We start from the raw sequence: 19,876 nt of genomic DNA, 5'->3' as shown, positions 1-19,876 counted from the left end.
GGGTGCCCTCCGAGACCGCGAACCGCACGGGCCCGACAACCGACTGCTACCTGAACCGCGAGCTGTCCTGGCTGGACTTCAACGCGCGTGTCCTGGAGCTGGCCGAGGACGAGGCCCTGCCCCTGCTGGAGCGGGTCAAGTACCTCGCGATCTTCGCCAGCAACCTCGACGAGTTCTTCATGGTCCGCATCGCCGGGCTGAAGCGCCGGCAGAGCACCGGCCTCACCGTCCGCTCCCCCGACGGCCTGACCATCCGCGAGCAGCTCGAGCGGGTCACCGCGCGCACCCAGGAGCTGGTGCAGCGGCACTCCGACGTCTTCAACGACGACGTCCTCCCCCGGCTGGAGGAGGCGGGCATCCGGATCGTCCGCTGGGAGCAGCTGGCGGACGAGGCGACCATCCGGCTGCGCGAGTACTTCCGCGACCAGGTGTTCCCCGTGCTCACCCCGCTGGCGGTCGACCCGGCGCACCCGTTCCCCTACATCAGCGGCCTGTCGCTCAACCTCGCCGTGTCGGTGCGCGACCCCGACACCGGCGCGCCCCGCTTCGCCCGGCTCAAGGTGCCCAACAACGTGCCGCGCTTCGTTCGGGTGGCGACCGCCCCGGGGCAGGACGCGGTCGGCACCGCCACCTTCCTCCCCCTCGAGGACCTCATCGCCGCGCACCTGCCGCAGCTGTTCCCCGGCCTGGAGGTCATCGACCACCACATCTTCCGGGTCACCCGCAACGCCGACCTGGAGGTCGAGGAGGACCGCGACGAGGACCTGCTCCAGGCCCTGGAGCGGGAGCTCGCCCGCCGCCGCTTCGGCCCCGCCGTGCGGCTGGAGGTCGCCGAGCCGATGGATCCGCGGATCCTCGAGGTGCTCGTCTCCGAGCTCGAGGTCTCCCCGGACGACGTCGTCCACGTGCCCGGCCTGCTGGACCTCGCGTCGCTGTGGGCGCTCTACGACCTCGACCGGCCCGAGCTCAAGGACGAACCCTTCGTCCCGGCGACGCATCCCCGGCTGAGCGAGGGCGAGACCCCCAAGAGCGTCTTCGCCACACTCCGCGACGGCGACGTGCTGCTGCACCACCCGTACCACTCGTTCGCGACCAGCGTGCAGCGGTTCATCGAGCAGGCCGCCGCCGATCCCAACGTGCTGGCGATCAAGCAGACGCTGTACCGGACCTCCGGCGACTCCCCCATCGTCCACGCGCTCATCGAGGCCGCCCAGGCCGGCAAGCAGGTCGTGGTCCTGGTCGAGATCAAGGCGCGGTTCGACGAGGAGGCCAACATCAGCTGGGCCCGATCGCTGGAGCGGGCCGGCTGCCACGTCGTCTACGGGCTGGTGGGCCTGAAGACCCACTGCAAGACGGCGCTGGTCGTCCGCCGCGAGCAGGGCGTGATCCGGCGCTACTGCCACATCGGCACGGGCAACTACAACCCGAAGACGGCGCGCATCTACGAGGACGTCGGCATCCTGACCGCCGACCCGCGCGTCGGCGCGGACCTCACCGACCTGTTCAACACCCTCACCGGCTACTCGCGGCAGACCAACTACCGGCAGCTGATGGTCGCGCCGCACGGCATCCGCGCCGGACTGGTCGAGAAGATCCGCCGCGAGGCCCGCAACGCGGCCGACGGCCGCCCCTCCGGCATCCGGATCAAGGTGAACTCGCTGGTCGACGAGAAGATCATCGACGCCCTCTACGAGGCGTCGCAGGCCGGCGTGCCGGTGGAGCTCTTCGTCCGCGGCATCTGTGCGCTGCGCCCCGGCGTCCCGGGCCTGTCGGAGACCATCCGGGTGCGCTCCATCGTCGGCCGGTTCCTCGAGCACTCGCGGGTGATCTCCTTCCTCAACGGCGGCGAGCCCGAGTGGTGGATCGGCAGCGCCGACCTGATGCACCGCAACCTGGACCGCCGCGTCGAGGTGCTGCTCCGGGTGTGCGACGAGGCGGCCCGCACCCAGCTGCACGAGACCCTGGCGCCGGCCATGGAGCCGGGCGTGCGCTGCTGGGAGCTGCGCAGCGACGGGCGCTGGGAGCGCCTCGAGGGCCGCGACTACCAGGACGAGCTCCTGCACCGGATCCATGAGCTCACCGGCTGAGGCGCGCACCGTCGTCGCCGCCGGCGGAGCGCTCTGGCGGCCCGCCGGCGGGGGCGCTGTCGAGACCGCCGTGGTGCACCGCCCGCGGTACGACGACTGGTCGCTGCCCAAGGGCAAGCTCGATCCGGGCGAGCACTCCCTGACCGCCGCGGTCCGCGAGGTGGTCGAGGAGACCGGGCTGACGGCGGTGGCCGGACGGCGCAGCGTCACCAGCCGCTACCGGGTGCCCGAGGGCGACAAGCGGGTCGACTACTGGCTGATGCGCGTGACCGGCGGCGAGTTCGCCGCGAACGACGAGGTGGACGAGCTCCGCTGGCTCTCCCCCGCAGAGGCCGCCGCGCTGTGCACCCACGACGCCGACCGGGAGGTGCTGGCCGACCTGGTGCGCACCGACGTGCCGCGGGAGCCGGCGCTGATCCTGGTGCGGCACGGCAAGGCCGGCAGCGGCGACAAGTGGGAGGGACCCGACGCCGAGCGGCCGCTCACGCCCAACGGGCAGGAGCAGGCGCGGCAGCTGGCGGCGGTGCTGCCGCTGTTCGGTCCGACCCGGATCGCCAGCGCCACCCCGCTGCGCTGCCGCCAGACGGTCACCCCGCTGGCCGAGGCCCTCGGCTACGAGATCGAGGAGCTGGTCGAGTTCGGCGAGCCGGAGTTCGGCGGCGATCCGCACCGGGCCGTGGAGACCGCGCTCGGCCTGCTGGAGGGGCCGGGCGTCACCGTCGTCTGCAGCCAGGGCGGGACCATCCCCACCGTGCTCGGCGCACTGGGCGTGCACGGGCACGGGGTTCCGGGGCTGCCGGCGCCCGCCGCCAAGGGCAGCGTGTGGGTCCTGGGCGGGCGCCCGGGCGGGCTGAGCGCGGACTACTACCGCGACCTCGGCCCCGACCCGGACGCCCCGTAGCTCAGGAGGGCAGGGCCGGCAAAGCCTTCGGCAGCCAGGCCGGCCGCCGGTCCTCGAAGCCCTGGATGTCGTCGAGGTGCCGCTCGGTCAGGCCGACGTCGTCGAGCCCCTCGAGCAGCCGCCACCGCACGTAGTCGTCGACCTCGAACGGCACGGTCGTGCCGGCGTAGGAGACCGTCTTCGCCTGCAGGTCGACGGTCACCTGCAGGGCCGGGTCGGCCTCGACCGCCGCCCAGAGCGCCTCGACGTCGGCCTGCGGGAGGACGACGGTGAGCAGCCCGGACTTGGTCGAGTTGTTGCGGAAGATGTCGGCGAACCGCGAGCTGATGACCACGCGGAAGCCGCCGTCGAGCAGCGCCCAGTTGGCGTGCTCGCGGGAGGAGCCGGTGCCGAAGTCGGGGCCGGCGACCAGGATCGACGCGTCGGCGTACTGCGGCTGGTTGAGCACGAAGTCCGGCTCGTTCGTCCGCCAGGCGATGAACAGCCCGTCCTCGAAACCGGTGCGGGTGATCCGCTTCAGGTACTCGGCCGGGATGATCTGGTCGGTGTCGACGGCGGAGCGACGCAGGGGCGCGGCGGTCCCGGTGTGCGTGGTGAAGGCGTCCATGGCGGTCAGGCTCCGATCAGGTCGGCAGGGGCGGTCAGCTTGCCGGTGAGCGCGGTGGCGGCGGCCACCGACGGCGACACCAGGTGGGTGCGCCCGCCCTTGCCCTGCCGGCCCTGGAAGTTGCGGTTGCTGGTGGAGGCCGAGCGCTCGCCGGGCTTGAGCTGGTCGGGGTTCATGCCCAGGCACATGGAGCAGCCCGCGCCCCGCCACTCGGCGCCGGCGTCGAGGAAGATCCGGTCCAGGCCCTCGGCCTCGGCCTGCGCCTTGACGCCGACCGAGCCGGGGACGACGAGCATCCGGGTGTTCGGGTCGATCGTCTTCCCGCGCAGCAGGTCGGCGGCGACCCGCAGGTCCTCGATCCGGCCGTTGGTGCAGGAGCCGAGGAAGACGGTGTCCACCTCGATCTCGGCCAGCGGGGTGCCCGGCGTCAGCCCCATGTAGGCCAGCGCCTGCTCGGCGGCCCGGCGCTCGCTCTCGTCGGCGATGTCGGCCGGGTCCGGCACGCGCTCGCTGAGCGGCAGCCCCTGGCCCGGGTTGGTGCCCCAGGTGACGAACGGGGTCAGCGTCGAGGCGTCCAGGACGACCTCGGCGTCGAAGACCGCGCCCTCGTCGGTGCGCAGCGTCGACCAGTGCTCGACGGCGGCGTCCCAGTCGGCACCCTGCGGGGCGTGCGGGCGGCCCTGCAGGAAGTCGAAGGTCTTCTGGTCGGGGGCGATCAGGCCCGCCTTCGCGCCGGCCTCGATCGACATGTTGCAGATCGTCATGCGGGCCTCCATCGACAGCGCCTCGATCGCGCTGCCGCGGTACTCGATGACGTGCCCCTGGGCGCCGTTGGTGCCGATCTGGGCGATGACGGCCAGGATGATGTCCTTCGCCGAGACGCCGGGGGCCAGCTCGCCGTCCACGGTCACCGACATCTGCTTCGGCTTGTACTGCGGCAGCGTCTGGGTGGCCAGCACGTGCTCGACCTCGCTGGTGCCGATGCCGAAGGCCAGGGCGCCGAACGCGCCGTGGGTGGAGGTGTGGCTGTCGCCGCAGACGATCGTCAGGCCGGGCTGGGTCAGCCCGAGCTGCGGGCCGATCACGTGCACGATGCCCTGGTCGCGGTCACCCATCGGCGCCAGCCGGATGCCGAACTCCTTCGCGTTGGCGCGCAGCGCGTCGACCTGGGCCCGGCTGATCGGGTCCGCGATCGGGCTCAGGATGTCCAGCGTCGGGACGTTGTGGTCCTCGGTCGCCATCGTGAGGTCGGGACGGCGCACCGTGCGCCCGGCCGCCCGGAGACCGTCGAAGGCCTGCGGGCTGGTCACCTCGTGCACGAGGTGCAGGTCGATGTAGAGGAGGTCCGGCTCGCCGGGGGTGCTGCGCACGACGTGCGCCTCGTAGACCTTCTCGGCCAGTGTCTTCGGCACGGTTTCTCCTCTCCGGGCACCCGCCGGGGTGATCGCGGTAGCGATCCCACATGCTGAGATGCAAGTATTGCTGTGTGGGACAGCCTAACCCGGTAGCGGTTCTGGACAAAGCGGTGTCGATCCTGCATGCCGTGGCGCAGGAGCCGGCGACCCTCGCCGAGCTCGTGGCGCGCACAGGTCTGCCGCGTGCGACGGCGCACCGGCTGGCGGTCGCGCTCGAGGGACACCGCCTGGTGCGCCGCACCGACGGCGGCAGCTGGGCCCCCGGCCCGGCGCTGGCCGAGCTCGGCCGAGCCACCGCCGACATCGGCGAGATCGCCGGCCGGCACCTGGTGAGCCTGCGCGACGCGACCGGTGAGAGCGCGCAGTTCTACGTGCGCGACGGGGCGACCCGCGTCTGCGTGGCCGCCGCCGAGCGGACCAGCGGTCTGCGCGACACCGTTCCGGTCGGCGCGCGGCTGCCCATGACGGCCGGCTCCGCCGCCCACGCGCTGCTGGCCTTCATGCCGGCCGACGAGGTCACCCGCCTGCTGCCCTCGGCGAGCTTCACCGCGCGCACCCTGCTCGACGTCCGCCGTCGCGGCTGGGCGCACAGCGTGGCCGAGCGGGAGCCCGGCGTCGCCTCGCTCTCCTCCCCGGTGCGGGACGGCACTGGAGCCGTCCTCGGCGCGGTCTCGATCTCCGGCCCGGTCGAGCGGCTCGGCCGCCGGCCCGGCGCCGAGGTCATCGGCGCCGTGCTGGATGCCGCGGCCGCCATCTCCCGCGCCGCCCGGTAGCGGCAGACTCGTGGCATGACCGCCACGGAGAACCTGTCCGGCCGCGCCCGCGTCGCCGAGCCGGGCGAGGGCATCGGACTGGACGAGCTGGCGCTGGCCGCGCGCAACCACGGCCTGCCGCTCGAGGCGCTGCGCTACGACGTGACGCCGCCCGGGCTGCACTACGTCCTCACGCACTTCGACATCCCGGCCGCCGATCCGGCGACCTGGCAGCTGGCGATCGGCGGCGCGGTCGAGCGGCCGCTCACCCTCGGCCTCGACGACCTGATGCGCCGTCCCGCCGTCACCTCGCGGGTGCTGCTCGAGTGCGCCGGCAACGGCCGGGCCCGCCTGGAGCCGCGCCCGGTCAGCCAGCCGTGGCTGCTGGAGGCGGTCGGCACCGCGGAGTGGACCGGCACGCCGCTGGCGCCGTTGCTCGAAGAGGCGGGCCTCTCCCCCGACGCCGTCGACGTCGCCTTCACCGGCGCCGACCACGGGGTGGAGCGCGGCGTCGAGCAGGACTACGCCCGCGGCCTGCCCCTGGCCGAGGCGCTGCGCCCGGAGGTGCTGCTGGTCTGGGGCATGAACGGGATGCCGCTGCTCCCGCAGCACGGCGCCCCGCTGCGGCTCGTCGTCCCCGGCTGGTACGGGATGGCGCACGTGAAGTGGCTGACCCGCATCGAGGTGCTGACCGAGCCGTTCACCGGCTACCAGAACGCGAGGGCCTACCGGCTGGAGGTCGACGCCGACGACCCCGGGGAGCCGGTCACCCGCATCCGTCCTCGGGCACTGATGGCCCCGCCCGGCTGGCCCGACTTCATGACCCGGGAGCGGTTCGTCCGCGCCGGCGCCGTACCGCTGGCGGGCCGCGCCTGGTCCGGCCGCGCACCGCTCACCGCCGTCGACGTGAGCACCGACGGCGGCCGGACGTGGGAGGCGGCCGAGCTGGCCCCGGCCGACCCTGCGCACCCCTTCGCCTGGCGCGGCTGGACCCACGACTGGACCGCGACGCCGGGGGCCTGCGAGCTGCTCGTGCGGGCCACCGACGCCGAGGGCACCCAGCCGGTCGAGGCCGAGTGGAACCGCCAGGGCATGGCGAACAACCTGGTCCAGCGCGTCCAGGTCACCGTGCTGGAGGCTTGAGCCGGATCAGTCGCCGGCGTCGGCCTTCGGCGCCTGCACGACCGTCGGGCGCAGCCACGACCACAGGGCGAAGGCCACCGCCACGACCAGCATGCCGATGCCGGCCCACAGGTTGGCGTTCACCCCGCCGGTCTTGGCCATGGCCTCGGCCGAGTCGTCGAGCAGTCCCACCACGACCAGCACCACGCCGTACAGGCCGATCAGCTCGGCGATGACGTTGCGGACGTCGAACGCCCCGGCCTTCTCTCGCTTGCTCACGGGTTCTCCCCTCACCGGAAGATGACGTTCAGGACGATGACCATGGCCAGCGCGATCCCGGCCAGCGGCACCGGCGATCGGTACCAGGGCAGCGTGTGCGCCTCGGGGTCGGTGCGCACCTCGCGCGGGGTCTCGGAGTAGACGAGCCCGGCCAGCTCGGACACCGGCTTGGGCGCGGTCACCTTGCTCACGACCACGCTCACCACGATGTCGACGACGAAGGCCGCCCCCGCCGCGACGAACGCCCCGCCCTGACCGGGCAGGTCGAGGACGCCGGTCTCGACCATGACGAAGACGACGATCGCGGCGCTCGTCCCCGAGACCAGGCCCGCCCATCCGGCGGTCGGCGTCATCCGCTTCCAGAACATGCCGAGGATGAACGTGGCGAACAGCGGGGCGTTGAAGAACCCGAACAGCGTCTGCAGGTAGTCCATCAGGTTCGTGTAGCCCGACGCGATCAGCGCCGTCCCGATGGCGGCGACGGTGGCGCCGACGGTCGCCCACCGGCCGACCGCCAGGTAGTAGCCGTCGGGCCGGTCCTTCTTCACGTACTGCTGCCACAGGTCGTAGCTGAAGACGGTGTTGAAGGCGGAGATGTTGGCCGCCATGCCGGCCATGAAGGCCGCGAGCAGGCCGGCCAGCGCCACCCCCAGCAGACCGTTCGGCAGCACGTCGCGGATCAGCAGCAGGATCGAGCTGTTGTAGTCGAAGTCCGCGTCGGCGCTGGCCTTGGCCTCGATGACCTCGGGCACCAGCACCGTGGCGATCAGCCCCGGGATCACCACGATGAACGGGATGAACATCTTCGGGAAGGCGCCGATGATCGGCGTGCTCCGCGCGGCCGACATCGAGTTGGTCGCCATGGCCCGCTGGACCTCGACGAAGTTCGTCGTCCAGTAGCCGAACGAGAGCACGAAGCCCAGACCGAAGACGATCCCGATGGCCGACCACACCGGGTTCTCGAAGCCGGAGAGCTCCGTGGCCGGCCAGGAGGAGAGCATCTCCTCGCCACTGGACTCGGTGACCCTGTCGACCAGTCCCCCGACCCCGCCGACCCGGTGCAGGCCGATCAGAGTCAGCGGCAGGAGTGCGGCGACGATGACGAAGAACTGCAGCACCTCGTTGTAGATCGCCGCCGACAGCCCGCCGAGGGTGATGTAGCTGAGCACCACCGCCGCGGCGGCGATCAGCGAGATCCACAGCGGCCAGCCGAGCAGCGCCTCCACGATGGTGGCGAGCAGGTAGAGGTTGATGCCGGCGATGAGGATCTGCGCCACGGCGAAGCTGATCGCGTTGACCAGGTGCGCGCCGGTGCCGAACCGGCGGCGCATGAACTCCGGGACGCTGCGCACTTTGGAGCCGTAGTAGAAGGGCATCATCACGACGCCCAGGAAGAGCATGGCGGGCACGGCGCCGATCCAGAAGTAGTGCATCGTCGCCATGCCGTACTGCGCGCCGTTGGCCGACATCCCGACGATCTCGACCGCGCCGAGGTTGGCCGAGATGAACGCCAGCCCGGTCACCCACGCCGGCAGCGACCGGCCGGACAGGAAGAAGTCCAGGCTGTCGGAGACCCGGCGGCGGGCGGCGACGCCGATCAGCAGGACGACGGCGAAGTAGGCGGCGACCAGGGCGTAGTCGACGAAGGAGGCATCGAGCCTCAGCTGATCGTCCACGGAGTTCCTCTTCTCGGGGTGCGGCTCAGGCCAGGCGGCGGGCGCCGGCGGACGGAACGACGACGAAGGTGCGCGGGGCGGGCTGCGACTCTCCCGCGAATCGGTCGGTGACGGCGGCTGTGACGGCGTCGACCGCGTCGGCGTCGACCAGCGCCACGACGCTGCCGCCGAAGCCCCCGCCGACCATCCGGGCGCCGTGGGCGCCCGCGTCCAGGGCGGCGTCGACGCAGACGTCGATGAGGGGGACGGACACCTCGAAGTCGTCGCGCAACGAGGCGTGCCCCGCGGTGAGCACCGGGCCGATCGCGCGCGGGTCGGCGTCCTCGCGCAGCGCGGCCACGACCTGCAGCACCCGGGCGTCCTCGGTCACGACGTGCCGGGCCCGGCGCAGCAGCACGTCGCCGTCCGGGGCACCGGCCAGGGGCGGCGCCAGGGCGGCGACGTCGTCGATCTCGCGGAGCAGGTCCACACCGAGGGCCTTCGCGGCCTCCTCGCACTGCCGGCGGCGCTCGCGGTACCCGCCCTCGGCGTGGTCGTGGGTGGTGCCGGTGTCGATCACCAGCAGCGCCAGTCCCGCGGCGGCGAGATCCAGCGGGACCTGCTCGCGGGTGCCGTCGCGGGTGTCCAGGAACAGCGCGGAACCGGCACGGCACAGGACCGACGCCGACTGGTCCAGCACTCCGGTGGGCGCCCCGACGAAGTCGTTCTCGGCCCGCCGGGCGACGTCGATCAGCGCGTCCGCGTCCAGGTCCAGGCCGAGCAGGTCGCGGACGGCCAGCGCGACCGAGCAGGAGAGCGCCGCGGACGAGGACAGCCCGGCCCCCGAGGGGACGTCGCCGTCGACCAGGATGCTCAACCCTCCGGGCACGGAGCCGGCGAGCCCGTGCACGACCCCGGCGGCGTATCCGGCCCAGCCGCCGGGACGGCCGGGCTCGAGGTCACCGACCGCGACCTCGGCGTCCTCGCCCGGGTGTTGGACGGACGCGAGCACGAGCAGCCCGTCGTCGCGGCGGGCCACGGCGGCGCGGGTGGTGTGCGGCAGGGCGACCGGGAGGACGAACCCGCCGTTGTAGTCGGTGTGCTCGCCGATGACGTTGACCCGGCCGGGCGCGGCCCAGACCCCGTCCGGCTGCTGCCCGAACCGCTCGGCGAAGGCCTCGGCAGCGATGCGCGCGGCCTCGGCGTCGCTCACCACGTCACGGCTCTGAGCTGCTCGGCGACGTCCTCGGGGTTCGTGTCGGTCACGAAGGCACCCATGCCGGACTCGGAGCCCGCGAGGTACTTGAGCTTGCCCGGCGCCCGCCGGAACGAGAACAGCTGCAGGTGCAGCCACCAGTCCTCGCGCGCCTGCGCCGGAGCCTGGTTCCAGGACGCGATGTAGGGCATCCGGGTGTCGAAGCGGTGCGCGAACCGGCCCAGGACGTCCAGGTAGACCTCGACGAAGGCGTCCCGCTCCTCGCCGGTCAGCGCGGGCAGGTCGGGGACCTTGCGGGTCGGGAAGAGCTGCACCTCGTACGGCCAGCGGGCGGCGGCCGGCACGAACGCCGTCCAGTGCTCGTTGTCAGCCACCACGCGGGGCCCCGAGCGCTCTGCGGCGACGACGTCGGCGAAGAGGTCCCCGCCGGTCGCCTCCCGGTGCCGCCGCACCGATCCCAGCACCGTCGCCACCCGCGGCGTCACGAACGGGTAGGCGTAGATCTGACCGTGGGGGTGCGACAGCGTCACCCCGATCTCCTCGCCGTGGTTCTCGAAGCAGAACACCTGCTGCACGCCGTCGATGGCGGAGAGCTCGGCGGTGCGCTCGGCCCAGACGTCGACCACGAGCCGCGCCCGATCGCGGCCCAGCTGGAAGAAGTCGCGGTCGTGGTCGCTGGTGAAGCAGACGACCTCGCACCGACCGAACCCGGGCCGCAGCTCGGCCAGCGGGTTGCCGGGGACCGCGGGCGGGACGTCGCGCACGACATCGAGCGCCAGTGAGGGGAAGCGGTTCTCGAAGACGACGACCTGGTAGTCGCTCTCCGGTATCTCACTGGGCCGGCCGGGCCGCGAGGGGCACAGCGGGCACTGGTCGGCCGGCGGCAGGAAGGTGCGGGTCTGCCGGTGCGCGGCCACCACGACCCACTCCCCCAGCAGCGGGTCGAACCGCAGCTCGGAGCGGGTGGTCACGGCCGGCAGGTCGCGGGTGTCGGTCGCCTCGCGGGCCGGTGCGTTCCGGTCGTCGTCGAAGTAGAGGATCTCGCGGCCGTCGGACAGCTGCCGCGTCGACCTGATCACCGCGCCGACCGCCTTTCCGCCGTCGTCACCCAGCGTGAGCGGCGTGACCGACCGTAGCCCCGGCCGGAATCACCAGCCACCGGAGATCATGCGATCTACGCGACGCCCGATCGGGTGCCGGCGACAGCCCGAGAAACGGGGCCGGAAACGGCGAGAGCCCCCGACCGGACGTGGTCGGGGGCTCTCGATCCTGTAGCCCCGAAGGGATTCGAACCCTCGCTACCGCCGTGAGAGGGCGGCGTCCTGGGCCGCTAGACGACGGGGCCGGACGGAGAACATTTTGCCATGCCCTGAATCGCCTCCGGAGTGCGGGGTCCGGGCCCCGGAGACGGCGAGAGCCCCCGACCAGATGGTCGGGGGCTCTCGATCGCGTAGCCCCGAAGGGATTCGAACCCTCGCTACCGCCGTGAGAGGGCGGCGTCCTGGGCCGCTAGACGACGGGGCCGTGCAGTGGTGCTGGGTGGTGCGGGAGGAACACCAGGATTCCTCGCTGGGGTACCAGGACTCGAACCTAGACTAACGGAACCAGAAACCGTCGGGCTGCCAATTACCCCATACCCCATGGGTGAACGCCTCGCGGCGCCGTCGAAGACACTACCTGATGCCTCCGGAGGTCGTCGCACCACCCCCTGCCCGGCGGGTCAGCCCGCCGCGACGGGAGCCGGCAGGAACGGCTCGCGCAGGTCCTGGGCCGCCGTCCGCGTCTCCGGCCGGCCCCGGCGACGCGAGCGCGCCACCAGGGCGACGTACGCGGCCGTGCCCGCGAGCCCGATCAGCATCGGGAGGACGCTGGCGCCCTCGGGCAGCGACTCGGTCGCCACTCCCCCGCCCAGCAGGGCCGCGAGCAGGAACACCACGACGTTGTTGACCGCGTGCAGGACGATCGCCGCCTCCAGGCCACCGGTCAGCCACACCACCGCCGAGGCGGCGAGGGCGAAGGCGAACCGGTCGAGGAACGTGGCGAGGTCCGGCGGCAGGTGCGCCAGCGAGAACAGCGTGGCGGTGATCAGGGCCGCCAGCACCGCGCCCACCGACGGGCTCCGGACCCAGCCCGCGATCGCCTGGCTCAGATAGCCGCGGAACAGGTACTCCTCCGCCGCCGACTGCAGCGGCGTGGTCAGCAGGACGACGGCGAGCAGCCAGCCCCAGCCGGGCACCGGACCCTCGACGTCGCCCTCCCCCGTCACGAGGTCCAGCACCACCGCGAGCCCGATCGCCAGCCCCAGCGAGCAGAACGCCAGCAGGGTGTAGCGGGGCAGCAGCCGCCAGCGCAGCCGGGCCAGCACCGAGGACGACCAGCCCGGACTCATCCCGTGCGCCACCGCCCAGGCCAGCCAGACGACCGGGATGCCGACGACGAGCGTCGCGTTCGTGACCAGCAGGACACCGGGGTCGGTGAGGTCGCCCATGGTCAGGTCGGGGCTGATCCCGGTGAGGATGCCGACGACCGCCAGCACCGCGCCGGCCACGAGGAAGACCACCGCGAGCAGGAGCAGCCCGACGACCGGCCGCCACCAGCCCCAGTCCCGAGCCCGCATGGCGTGCAGATAGGGCTTCGGCTCGTCGTGCGGCGGTGTCCCCGGCGGCGGCGCCATGGGCACCTGTGGCGGCCCGGCCGGAACCCAGCCGGGCGGCGGCGCCATGGCCCATGGGGCGGGCGGGAGCTGGTCGGCTCCCGGGCGCTGGAACGGCGGCGGACCGGCGTACGCGTCGTCCGGCGCGGCGCCGGTCCCCGGCAGGCTCATCCCGCCGTCGCCACCTCGCGCGCCGCGGCCAGCCGGGCCAGCGAGCGCTCCCGGCCGAGCAGCTCCATCGACTCGTACAGCGGGGGCGAGACGGTCCGGCCGCTGACGGCGACCCGCACCGGCCCGAACGCCAGTCGCGGCTTCAGGCCGAGCCCCTCGACGAGCGAGTCCTTGAGCGCCTGCTCGATCGCCGGGGTCGACCACTCGGCCAGGTCCCCGAGCACGGCGGTCGCCGCGTCGAGCACTGCGACCGCGTTCTCGCCGGAGAGCTGCTTCTCCGCCGCCGCCGGCTCGATCTCCACTTTCTCGACGAAGAGGAAGCGCAGCAGCCCGACCGCCTCCGACAGCACGACCATCCGCTCCTGCGCCAGCGGCGCGATCGCCCGAAGCACCCGGTCCTGCTCGGGGGTCGGCGGCTGGGCGACGAGCCCCTCCGCAGCCAGGTGGGGCACGACGCGGTCGACGAACTCCTCGACCGGCAGGGCGCGCAGGTGGGTGGCGTTGATCGCCTCGGCCTTCTTCAGGTCGAAGCGGGCCGGGTTGGGGCTCACCCGGGTGACGTCGAAGGCCTCGACCATCTCCCGCATCGAGAAGATGTCGCGGTCCTCGGCGATCGACCAGCCGAGCAGCGCCAGGTAGTTGCCGAACCCCTCGGGCAGGAAGCCGCGATCCCGGTAGACGTCGAGGTTGGACTGCGGGTCGCGCTTGGAGAGCTTCTTGCTGCCCTCACCGGTGACGTAGGGCAGGTGGCCGAAGCGCGGGGTGCCCTCGGCGACACCGATGTCGGTGAGCGCGGCGTAGAGCGCCAGCTGACGCGGGGTCGAGGGCAGCAGGTCCTCGCCACGGAGCACGTCGGTGATCTTCATCAGCGCGTCGTCGACCGGGTTCACGAACGGATAGAGCGGGGCGCCGTTGCCGCGCACCAGCACGAAGTCGGGCACCGAGCCCGCGGCGAAGCGGATCTCACCGCGGACGAGGTCGGTCCAGACCAGGTCCTCGTCGGGCATCTTCAGCCGGAGCACCGGAGAGCGGCCCTCGTCGCGGAAGGCGGCCTTCTGCGCGTCGGTGAGGAACCGGTCGTGGTTGTCGTAACCGAGCTTCGGGTCCTGGCCGGCCGCCCGCCGGCGGGCATCGACCTCCTCGTTCGTGGAGAACGACTCGTAGGCGTGCCCCGACTCGAGCAGCTTGGCCGCGACGTCGCGGTAGATCTCGGAGCGCTCGGACTGCCGGTACGGGCCGTGCGGGCCGCCGACCTCGGGCCCCTCGTCCCACTCGAGGCCCATCCAGCGCAGGCAGTCGAGCAGGTGCCGGTAGGACTCCTCGGAGTCGCGCGCGGCGTCGGTGTCCTCGATGCGGAAGACGAAGGTCCCGCCGGTGTGCCGGGCGTGCGCCCAGTTGAACAGCGCCGTCCGCATCAGGCCGACGTGCACCATGCCCGTCGGCGACGGGCAGAACCGGGTGCGGACCTCGGACCCCGGTGCGGTCACGCGCCACCGCCCGCGGTGGAGACGCCGTCGGCGGCGGTGACCGAGTTGGTCAGCGAACCGAGGCCCTGGATCGCGCACACGACCTGCTGGCCGGGGCGGATCGGGCCGACGCCGGACGGGGTGCCGGTGAGCACGACGTCGCCGGGCAGCAGCGTCATCACGCGGGAGATGTAGGAGATCAGCGTCGGGATGCCGAACAGCAGCTGGCTGGTGCGGCCCTGCTGGCGGGGCTCGCCGTCGACGGTGCAGGTGACCTCGAGGTCGGCGGCGTCCAGGCCCAGACCCGGCAGGTCGGTCTCGATCCAGGGGCCCAGCGGGCAGAACGAGTCGAAGCCCTTGGCGCGGGTCCACTGGCCGTCGCTCTTCTGCATGTCCCGCTCGGTCACGTCGTTGCCGATCGTGTAGCCGAAGACGCTGGCGAGGGCCTGCTCGGGCGACACGTTCCGGGCGCCGCGCGCGCCGATGACGACGGCCAGCTCGGCCTCGTGGTGCACGTTGGTGCTGCCCGCCGGGATGCGGATGGCGTCGCCGGGGCCGAGCACCGCCGTCGACGGCTTGAGGAACAGCAGCGGCTCCTTCGGAGCGTCGCCGGTGTTCATCTCCTTCACGTGGTCGGCGTAGTTCTTGCCGACGCACACGACCTTGCTCGGCAGGATCGGCGAGAGCAGGCGGACGTCGGCCTGCGCGTAGCGCGTGCCGGTGAAGGAGATCTGGCCGAAGGGATGGCCCTCGATCTGGGCGATCTGGCCGTCTCCGTCGAGAACGCCGAAGGACATGCCCTGGGGTGAGGCGAAACGAACGATGCGCACAGACCGAGGTTAGTCGCGCCCGCATTCGCCTACCGTTCCGCCATGGCCTGCCGCTTCTCCGAGCTCGTGATCGACAGCCGCGACCCCGAGGCGCTCGCCGCCTTCTGGGCCGCGGTGCTGGACTACCGCGTGCTCGGCCGGGAGGACGGCGGCGAGGTGGAGATCGGCCCCGAGGAGGGGTTCGGCGGCGCGGCCCCGACGCTGGTGTTCGCGCCGGTCGCCGATCCGACGCCGGGCAAGCTCCGCCTGCACATCGACGTCAGCCCCACCGACCGCGACCAGGACGCCGAGCTGCGGCGGCTGCTGGACCTGGGCGCGACCCCGGCCGACGTGGGCCAGACGGGCGACGAGACCTGGCACGTGCTGGCCGACCCCGAGGGCAACGAGTTCTGCCTGTTGCGGCGCACACTGTCGCCCTCCGGGCTCCCACCGCGACCAGGAGCCGTCCCCCCGTCGCGCTGAGCCCACCCATCGTCCCTGCGCGGACCCCTGCGGGGCCCACTCGGGACGATCCAGCTGAGAGGATCTCCCCATGATCTTGATCGTCGTGAAGATGCCCATCCGCCCCGAACGCGCCGACGAGTGGGCCGGCCTCGCCGCCGACTACGCCCGCTCGGTGAACGCCGAGGAGGGCTCGCTCTTCTTCGAGTGGTCGCGGAGCCTCGAGGAGCCCGACACCTGGATCTGCATCGAGGGCTTCCGCGACGCCGACGCGGGCGCCTCGCACACCGCCACCGACGCCTTCAAGCAGTTCGTCGAGAAGGGCCCGGACCTGGTGTCGGCGCAGCCGCAGATCATCTACGTCGACGCCCCCGACGTCCCGGGCTGGGGCCCGATGGGCGAGATCCAGCCCCGCTGAACGCCGTCGCCGGGCGCCCGTTCCTCCTGCTGTCCTCCCGCCCCGAGGACGCCGCCGCGGAGCAGGAGCACGCCTCCTTCCTCCGGTTCACCGGCCTGCCCGCGGACCGGCTGCACCGCATCCGGCTGGAGGCGGGGCCGCTGCCGGAGCTGGACCTCGACGCGTACGCCGGCGTCGTGCTCGGCGGCAGCCCGTTCAACTCCAGCGATCCGCCGGAGTCGAAGTCGGCGGTCCAGCTGCGGGTGGAGCGCGAGGTCGACGCGCTGCTCGGCGAGGTGGTGGCGCGCGACGTCCCCTTCCTCGGCGCCTGCTACGGCATCGGCACGCTGGGCACGCACCTGGGCGGGGTCGTCGACCGCACCTACGGCGAACCGGTCTCCGCCGTCGAGGTGTCCCTGACCGAGGAGGGCCGGCGCGACCCGCTGCTGGCCGGGGTCCCCGAGCGGTTCGGCGCCTTCGTCGGGCACAAGGAGGCCTGCCGCGAGCTGCCCCCGGGCGCCGTGCTGCTGGCCTCGTCGGCGACCTGCCCGGTCCAGATGTTCCGGGTCCGGCAGAACGTCTACGCCACCCAGTTCCACCCGGAGCTCGACGTCGACGGGCTGGTGGCGCGGGCGCGCATCTACCAGCACGCCGGGTACTTCCCGCCGGACGAACTCGACCAGGTCGTCGCGCTGGCCGAGGCGGCCGAGGTTCACGAGCCCGCCCGGGTCCTGGCGAACTTCGTCGCCCGCTACGGCTGAGCGGGCCGGCGGAGGACCGCGTAGGCGAGCGCGTCCACGAGGGCGTGCCAGGACGCCTCGACGATGTTGGCGTGCACGCCGACGGTGGTCCACGTGCCCACCCCGTCGGTCGTGTCGATGAGCACGCGGGTGGTCGCGCTGGTCCCGCCCTTCCAGCCGAGGATGCGGACCTTGTAGTCGGCCAGCGAGACCCCGGCCAGCTGCGGGTACCGGCCGACCAGCGCCTGGCGCAGCGCGTTGTCGAGGGCGTTCACCGGCCCGTTGCCCTCGCCGGTGCTGATGATCCGCTCGCTGGTCCCGTCGTCGTTCCGGAGGTGCACCTTCACGGTGGCCTCGCTGACCACGACCCCGTTGCCCCAGTGCTCGACGGAGGTCCGATAGCTCTCCAGCTCGAACAGCGGCGCCGGGGCGTCGGGCAGCTGGGCGCGCAGCAGCAGCTCGAAGGAGGCGTCGGCAGCCTCGAAGGACCAGCCGTCGGCCTCGAGCACCTTGACCTGGTCCACGACCCGCCCGATCGCGTCGGCCTGGCCGGACAGGTCGACGCCGAGCTCCCGGCCCTTGAGCTCGATCGAGGCCCGGCCGGCCATCTCGGTGACCAGGATGCGCATGTCGTTGCCGACGACGGCGGGGTCGAGGTGGTTGTAGAGCTCGGGGCTCACCTTGATGGCGCTGGCGTGCAGGCCGGCCTTGTGCGCGAACGCCGACGCCCCGACGTAGGGCTGGTGGTCGTCGGGGGCGATGTTGGCGAGCTCGGCGATGGCGTGACTGACCCGCTGCAGTTCCGGCAGGCAGTCCGCCGGCACCGCCGGGATGCCCATCTTGGTGACCAGGTTGGCGATCAGCGCGAACGTGTCGGCGTTGCCCGCGCGCTCGCCGTAGCCGTTCGCCGTCCCCTGCACGTGGGTGACCCCGGCTTCGACGGCGGCGAGGGTGTTGGCCACCGCGCAGCCGGTGTCGTCCTGGCAGTGGATGCCGAGCTTCCCCGTGGTGCGGGCCCGCACGTCGGCGACCACCCGGCCCACGCCCATCGGCAGCATCCCGCCGTTGGTGTCGCAGAGGACGCCGACCTCCGCGCCCGCCGCGAACGCCGTCTCCAGCACCTGCACGCCGTAGTCACGGTCGGCCGCGTAGCCGTCGAAGAAGTGCTCGCAGTCGAGGAAGACCCGGCGGCCCTGCGCCACCAGGAAGGCGACGGTGTCGGCCACCATCGCGAGGTTCTCCTCCGGCGTGGTCCGCAGCGCCTCCCGCACGTGCCGGACGTCGGACTTGGCGACCAGGCAGACCACCGGCGTGCCGGCGTCGAGCAGGGCCCGCACCTGGAGGTCGTCCTCCACCGGCACGCCGGCCTTGCGGGTGGCGCCGAACGCGACCAGCTGGGCGTGCTGCAGCGAGAGCTCGGTGCGCGCGCGGGCGAAGAACTCGGTGTCCTTGGGCAGCGCCCCCGGCCAACCGCCCTCGATGAACCCCACGCCGATCTCGTCGAGCAGCCGGGCGACCGCGAGCTTGTCCGCGACCGAGTAGCTGATGCCCTCGCGCTGGGCGCCGTCGCGCAGCGTGGTGTCGAAGACCTGGAACTCGGGATCGCTGGGCACGGAGGGCTCCTCGGATCGGGTGGGGGCTGTCCCGGAAAACAAAAAGACCCCCCGGGTACGGGAGGTCTGCGCGCAGTCGGAGGGAACTGCGCGCTAGGTGATAATCGTGCTGGGAGCGGTCATCGCCGACGAGTAAAGCACGCGCGCGGCGACCTCCGTCCCTGAGAGGCTCCGGCGGTGTTCCCCCCGGACTGGACCGCTGTGCACCGCGCCGACGGCGAACAGGTGGGCTGGCTGGACGCCACCGGCGGCCCCCGCCTGCTGACCGGGGCGCTGCTGCCCGCGCCGGCCGGGGACGGCGTCGAGCTGCTGCGGGCGCACGGGCTGGCCGCGCTCGACCGTCGCTGGTGGGCCCGGCTGCCCGCTCCGCTGCCACCCGGCGTCCTGCCGGCCGACGAGCCGAAGGCGGACTGGAACTGGCAGCCGGTGGTGCTGGTCGAGTCCTCCCCCACCGGCTGCACAGTGCGCCCGGAGTGGCCCGCACCCGGTGAGACCGGCCGCGCGCTGCTGCCCGTGCCGGTCGGGGACCTCCTGCTGACGGAGCCGCCCCAGGGGTGACTCAGCCGCCGGCGAGCAGTCCTTCGCCCGCCGCACGCAGTCGTTCCAGCCCGGGGACGGCGGCATGGGTCGTCGGCAGGACCGCGAGGAGGCACGCGGCCGCCAGGGAGGCGAACCCGGTCCGGCGCTCCCCGGTCGTCCAGCCGCGGACCGTGGCGGTGGGCACGGCGACGCGCACCGTGAGCTCGCGGTGGTCACCGAGCTCCGAGCGGGTCGGCTCTCCCACCTGCGGCTCGAGTCGCCAGGACTCGCCGAGCTCCACCACCGCCACCACGTGCCCGGCGGCCAGCTCCCCCGGCAGCCCACCGTTCGTGGTCACGATCCGGGCGAGATCGGTGGAGACGTCGTAGAGGAGGCTGCTCCCGAGAAATCTGGGAGCGACGTACATGATCTCCGGTTCCCAGCCGCCGTCCGCGGTGGGCCGCTCCGCCTCGATGGGGTCGGCCATGTCATGGGCATCCACGGAGACCGAGCGGAGCCCCTGGTCCCACGGCTCGCGTTCTGGCTCTGCCCGCGGCGTCCAGTGCTGCAGGTTGGAGGCCGTCTCGTACGACACCTTGGTGTCGATGTCGTCGCCCAGGACCTCCTCGGCCACGTACAGCAGGTCCTCGCACTCGTCCCACTCGCCCTGGGCGAGGACGGCAGGATCGCGGAGCACCCGGTCGTAGGTCTCCCTGCCCGCGAGGACGATCCCGGCGCGGAGATACAGGAAACCGTCGTCGCTGAGCGGGATCGGCTCCTCGTCGGGCGGATCGTCGCCGAACCGCACCGGCTGGTCGGCGAGGACCTCGCGGTCCAGCTCGAACAGCACTCGGGCCAGCCGCTCCTGGAATGCGACGACGTCCTTGGCGCGCCGTGCGCTGAGGGCGTCGGTCAGACGGCCGATCGCCGCCTCGTCGGTGCGCCCCTCCGCCACCGCGATCAGCCCCCAGAAGTCGTCCTCGGCGAGCGGACGCCGGAACAGGCGCACGCG

The 19,876-nt window shown here is 72.8% G+C and carries 19 protein-coding genes and 3 tRNA genes; 8 read left to right on the top strand and 14 right to left on the bottom strand.

From position 1 onward, the window contains the following. The first annotated feature begins 2 nt into the window (after positions 1 to 2). Positions 3 to 2,087, top strand: coding sequence for an RNA degradosome polyphosphate kinase (locus LBW97_RS16315; protein ID WP_224500405.1), 2,085 nt, complete (start codon positions 3 to 5; stop codon positions 2,085 to 2,087). Continuing rightward, positions 2,071 to 2,988, top strand: a complete 918-nt coding sequence (locus tag LBW97_RS16310; protein WP_224500404.1) for a bifunctional NUDIX hydrolase/histidine phosphatase family protein — start codon at positions 2,071 to 2,073, stop codon at positions 2,986 to 2,988. Before LBW97_RS16315 ends, LBW97_RS16310 begins: the two co-directional genes overlap by 17 nt. Before the next feature lies 1 nt (position 2,989). On the opposite strand, the gene leuD is transcribed toward LBW97_RS16310, so the two are convergent. Next, positions 2,990 to 3,595, bottom strand: a complete 606-nt coding sequence (gene leuD, locus LBW97_RS16305; protein ID WP_224500403.1) for a 3-isopropylmalate dehydratase small subunit — start codon at positions 3,593 to 3,595, stop codon at positions 2,990 to 2,992. Positions 3,596 to 3,600: 5 nt separating this feature from the next. Next, entirely contained in the window at positions 3,601 to 5,007 is a 1,407-nt protein-coding gene (leuC, locus tag LBW97_RS16300) for a 3-isopropylmalate dehydratase large subunit (RefSeq protein ID WP_224500402.1), read from the bottom strand. A gap of 74 nt (positions 5,008 to 5,081) precedes the next feature. Between leuC and LBW97_RS16295 the strand changes: the two genes are divergently transcribed. Continuing rightward, the gene (locus LBW97_RS16295; RefSeq protein ID WP_308010490.1) at positions 5,082 to 5,783 is read left to right on the top strand and encodes an IclR family transcriptional regulator; all 702 of its coding nucleotides are present in this window, start codon (positions 5,082 to 5,084) and stop codon (positions 5,781 to 5,783) included. 15 nt (positions 5,784 to 5,798) lie between these two features. After that, positions 5,799 to 6,905 (top strand): sulfite oxidase, encoded by a 1,107-nt coding sequence (locus tag LBW97_RS16290; protein WP_224500400.1) that lies wholly within the window; start codon positions 5,799 to 5,801, stop codon positions 6,903 to 6,905. Positions 6,906 to 6,911: 6 nt separating this feature from the next. Here LBW97_RS16290 and LBW97_RS16285 read toward each other — a convergent pair whose 3' ends face one another. The 10 genes from LBW97_RS16285 to LBW97_RS16240 all read right to left on the bottom strand — a co-directional run bounded on the left by LBW97_RS16285 (position 6,912) and on the right by LBW97_RS16240 (position 15,154). Beyond that, positions 6,912 to 7,163, bottom strand: a complete 252-nt coding sequence (locus tag LBW97_RS16285) for a hypothetical protein (protein WP_224500399.1) — start codon at positions 7,161 to 7,163, stop codon at positions 6,912 to 6,914. Between the two features lie 11 nt (positions 7,164 to 7,174). After that, positions 7,175 to 8,839 (bottom strand): sodium:solute symporter family protein, encoded by a 1,665-nt coding sequence (locus LBW97_RS16280; RefSeq protein ID WP_224500398.1) that lies wholly within the window; start codon positions 8,837 to 8,839, stop codon positions 7,175 to 7,177. A 25-nt stretch (positions 8,840 to 8,864) separates the two neighbouring features. After that, the gene (gene galK / locus LBW97_RS16275; protein WP_224500397.1) at positions 8,865 to 10,031 is read right to left on the bottom strand and encodes a galactokinase; all 1,167 of its coding nucleotides are present in this window, start codon (positions 10,029 to 10,031) and stop codon (positions 8,865 to 8,867) included. Continuing rightward, a complete protein-coding gene (gene galT / locus LBW97_RS16270; RefSeq protein ID WP_224500396.1) occupies positions 10,028 to 11,113 on the bottom strand; it encodes a galactose-1-phosphate uridylyltransferase in 1,086 nt (361 codons plus the stop codon). Before galT ends, galK begins: the two co-directional genes overlap by 4 nt. A 193-nt stretch (positions 11,114 to 11,306) precedes the next feature. Continuing rightward, a tRNA-Glu gene (locus LBW97_RS16265) sits at positions 11,307 to 11,379 on the bottom strand. A gap of 106 nt (positions 11,380 to 11,485) precedes the next feature. Further along, positions 11,486 to 11,558 (bottom strand) — tRNA-Glu (locus tag LBW97_RS16260). 45 nt (positions 11,559 to 11,603) lie between these two features. Then, positions 11,604 to 11,675 (bottom strand) — tRNA-Gln (locus tag LBW97_RS16255). A gap of 79 nt (positions 11,676 to 11,754) precedes the next feature. Continuing rightward, a complete protein-coding gene (locus LBW97_RS20260; protein ID WP_304505458.1) occupies positions 11,755 to 12,858 on the bottom strand; it encodes a CPBP family intramembrane glutamic endopeptidase in 1,104 nt (367 codons plus the stop codon). Beyond that, positions 12,855 to 14,345, bottom strand: a complete 1,491-nt coding sequence (gene gltX, locus LBW97_RS16245) for a glutamate--tRNA ligase (protein WP_224500395.1) — start codon at positions 14,343 to 14,345, stop codon at positions 12,855 to 12,857. Before gltX ends, LBW97_RS20260 begins: the two co-directional genes overlap by 4 nt. Then, complete coding sequence (locus LBW97_RS16240) at positions 14,342 to 15,154, bottom strand: fumarylacetoacetate hydrolase family protein (RefSeq protein ID WP_224500394.1); 813 nt, start codon at positions 15,152 to 15,154, stop codon at positions 14,342 to 14,344. Before LBW97_RS16240 ends, gltX begins: the two co-directional genes overlap by 4 nt. 42 nt (positions 15,155 to 15,196) lie before the next feature. Here LBW97_RS16240 and LBW97_RS16235 point away from each other — a divergent pair, with 42 nt between their 5' ends. The 3 genes from LBW97_RS16235 (at position 15,197) to LBW97_RS16225 (ending at position 16,753) form a co-directional block, all read left to right on the top strand. Further along, a complete protein-coding gene (locus LBW97_RS16235) occupies positions 15,197 to 15,616 on the top strand; it encodes a VOC family protein (protein ID WP_224500393.1) in 420 nt (139 codons plus the stop codon). 70 nt (positions 15,617 to 15,686) lie between these two features. Continuing rightward, entirely contained in the window at positions 15,687 to 16,013 is a 327-nt protein-coding gene (locus tag LBW97_RS16230; protein ID WP_224500392.1) for a putative quinol monooxygenase, read from the top strand. Continuing rightward, positions 15,980 to 16,753, top strand: coding sequence for a glutamine amidotransferase (locus LBW97_RS16225; RefSeq protein ID WP_224500511.1), 774 nt, complete (start codon positions 15,980 to 15,982; stop codon positions 16,751 to 16,753). The genes LBW97_RS16230 and LBW97_RS16225 overlap by 34 nt, the downstream gene beginning before the upstream one ends. Here the strand turns inward: LBW97_RS16225 and cimA are convergent. Continuing rightward, on the bottom strand, positions 16,744 to 18,345 hold the full coding sequence (gene cimA / locus LBW97_RS16220; RefSeq protein ID WP_224500391.1) for a citramalate synthase: 1,602 nt from the start codon (positions 18,343 to 18,345) through the stop codon (positions 16,744 to 16,746). The genes LBW97_RS16225 and cimA overlap by 10 nt on opposite strands. A 177-nt stretch (positions 18,346 to 18,522) precedes the next feature. On the opposite strand from cimA, the gene LBW97_RS16215 reads away from it, so the two are divergent. Next, entirely contained in the window at positions 18,523 to 18,903 is a 381-nt protein-coding gene (locus LBW97_RS16215; protein ID WP_224500390.1) for a hypothetical protein, read from the top strand. A gap of 1 nt (position 18,904) precedes the next feature. Here the strand turns inward: LBW97_RS16215 and LBW97_RS16210 are convergent, their stop codons facing one another. Then, complete coding sequence (locus LBW97_RS16210; RefSeq protein WP_224500389.1) at positions 18,905 to 19,873, bottom strand: DUF4240 domain-containing protein; 969 nt, start codon at positions 19,871 to 19,873, stop codon at positions 18,905 to 18,907. Between the last annotated feature and the right edge of the window lie 3 nt (positions 19,874 to 19,876).

The sequence above is a fragment of the Blastococcus sp. LR1 genome (assembly GCF_020166105.1).
Classification (GTDB): Bacteria; Actinomycetota; Actinomycetes; order Mycobacteriales; family Geodermatophilaceae; genus Blastococcus.
The sequence above is the reverse complement of the archived record's forward strand: the minus strand, read 5'-3'. Positions and strand labels throughout refer to the sequence as shown.

Excerpts from the sequence above, each read along its gene's own strand:
- LBW97_RS16310 (WP_224500404.1), top strand. The coding sequence starts at position 2,071 with ATGAGCTCACCGGCTGAGGCGCGCACCGTCGTCGCCGCCGGCGGAGCG.
- leuD (WP_224500403.1), bottom strand. The coding sequence starts at position 3,595 with ATGGACGCCTTCACCACGCACACCGGGACCGCCGCGCCCCTGCGTCGC.
- LBW97_RS16290 (WP_224500400.1), top strand. The coding sequence starts at position 5,799 with ATGACCGCCACGGAGAACCTGTCCGGCCGCGCCCGCGTCGCCGAGCCG.
- LBW97_RS20260 (WP_304505458.1), bottom strand. The coding sequence starts at position 12,858 with ATGAGCCTGCCGGGGACCGGCGCCGCGCCGGACGACGCGTACGCCGGT.
- LBW97_RS16235 (WP_224500393.1), top strand. The coding sequence starts at position 15,197 with ATGGCCTGCCGCTTCTCCGAGCTCGTGATCGACAGCCGCGACCCCGAG.
- LBW97_RS16230 (WP_224500392.1), top strand. The coding sequence starts at position 15,687 with ATGATCTTGATCGTCGTGAAGATGCCCATCCGCCCCGAACGCGCCGAC.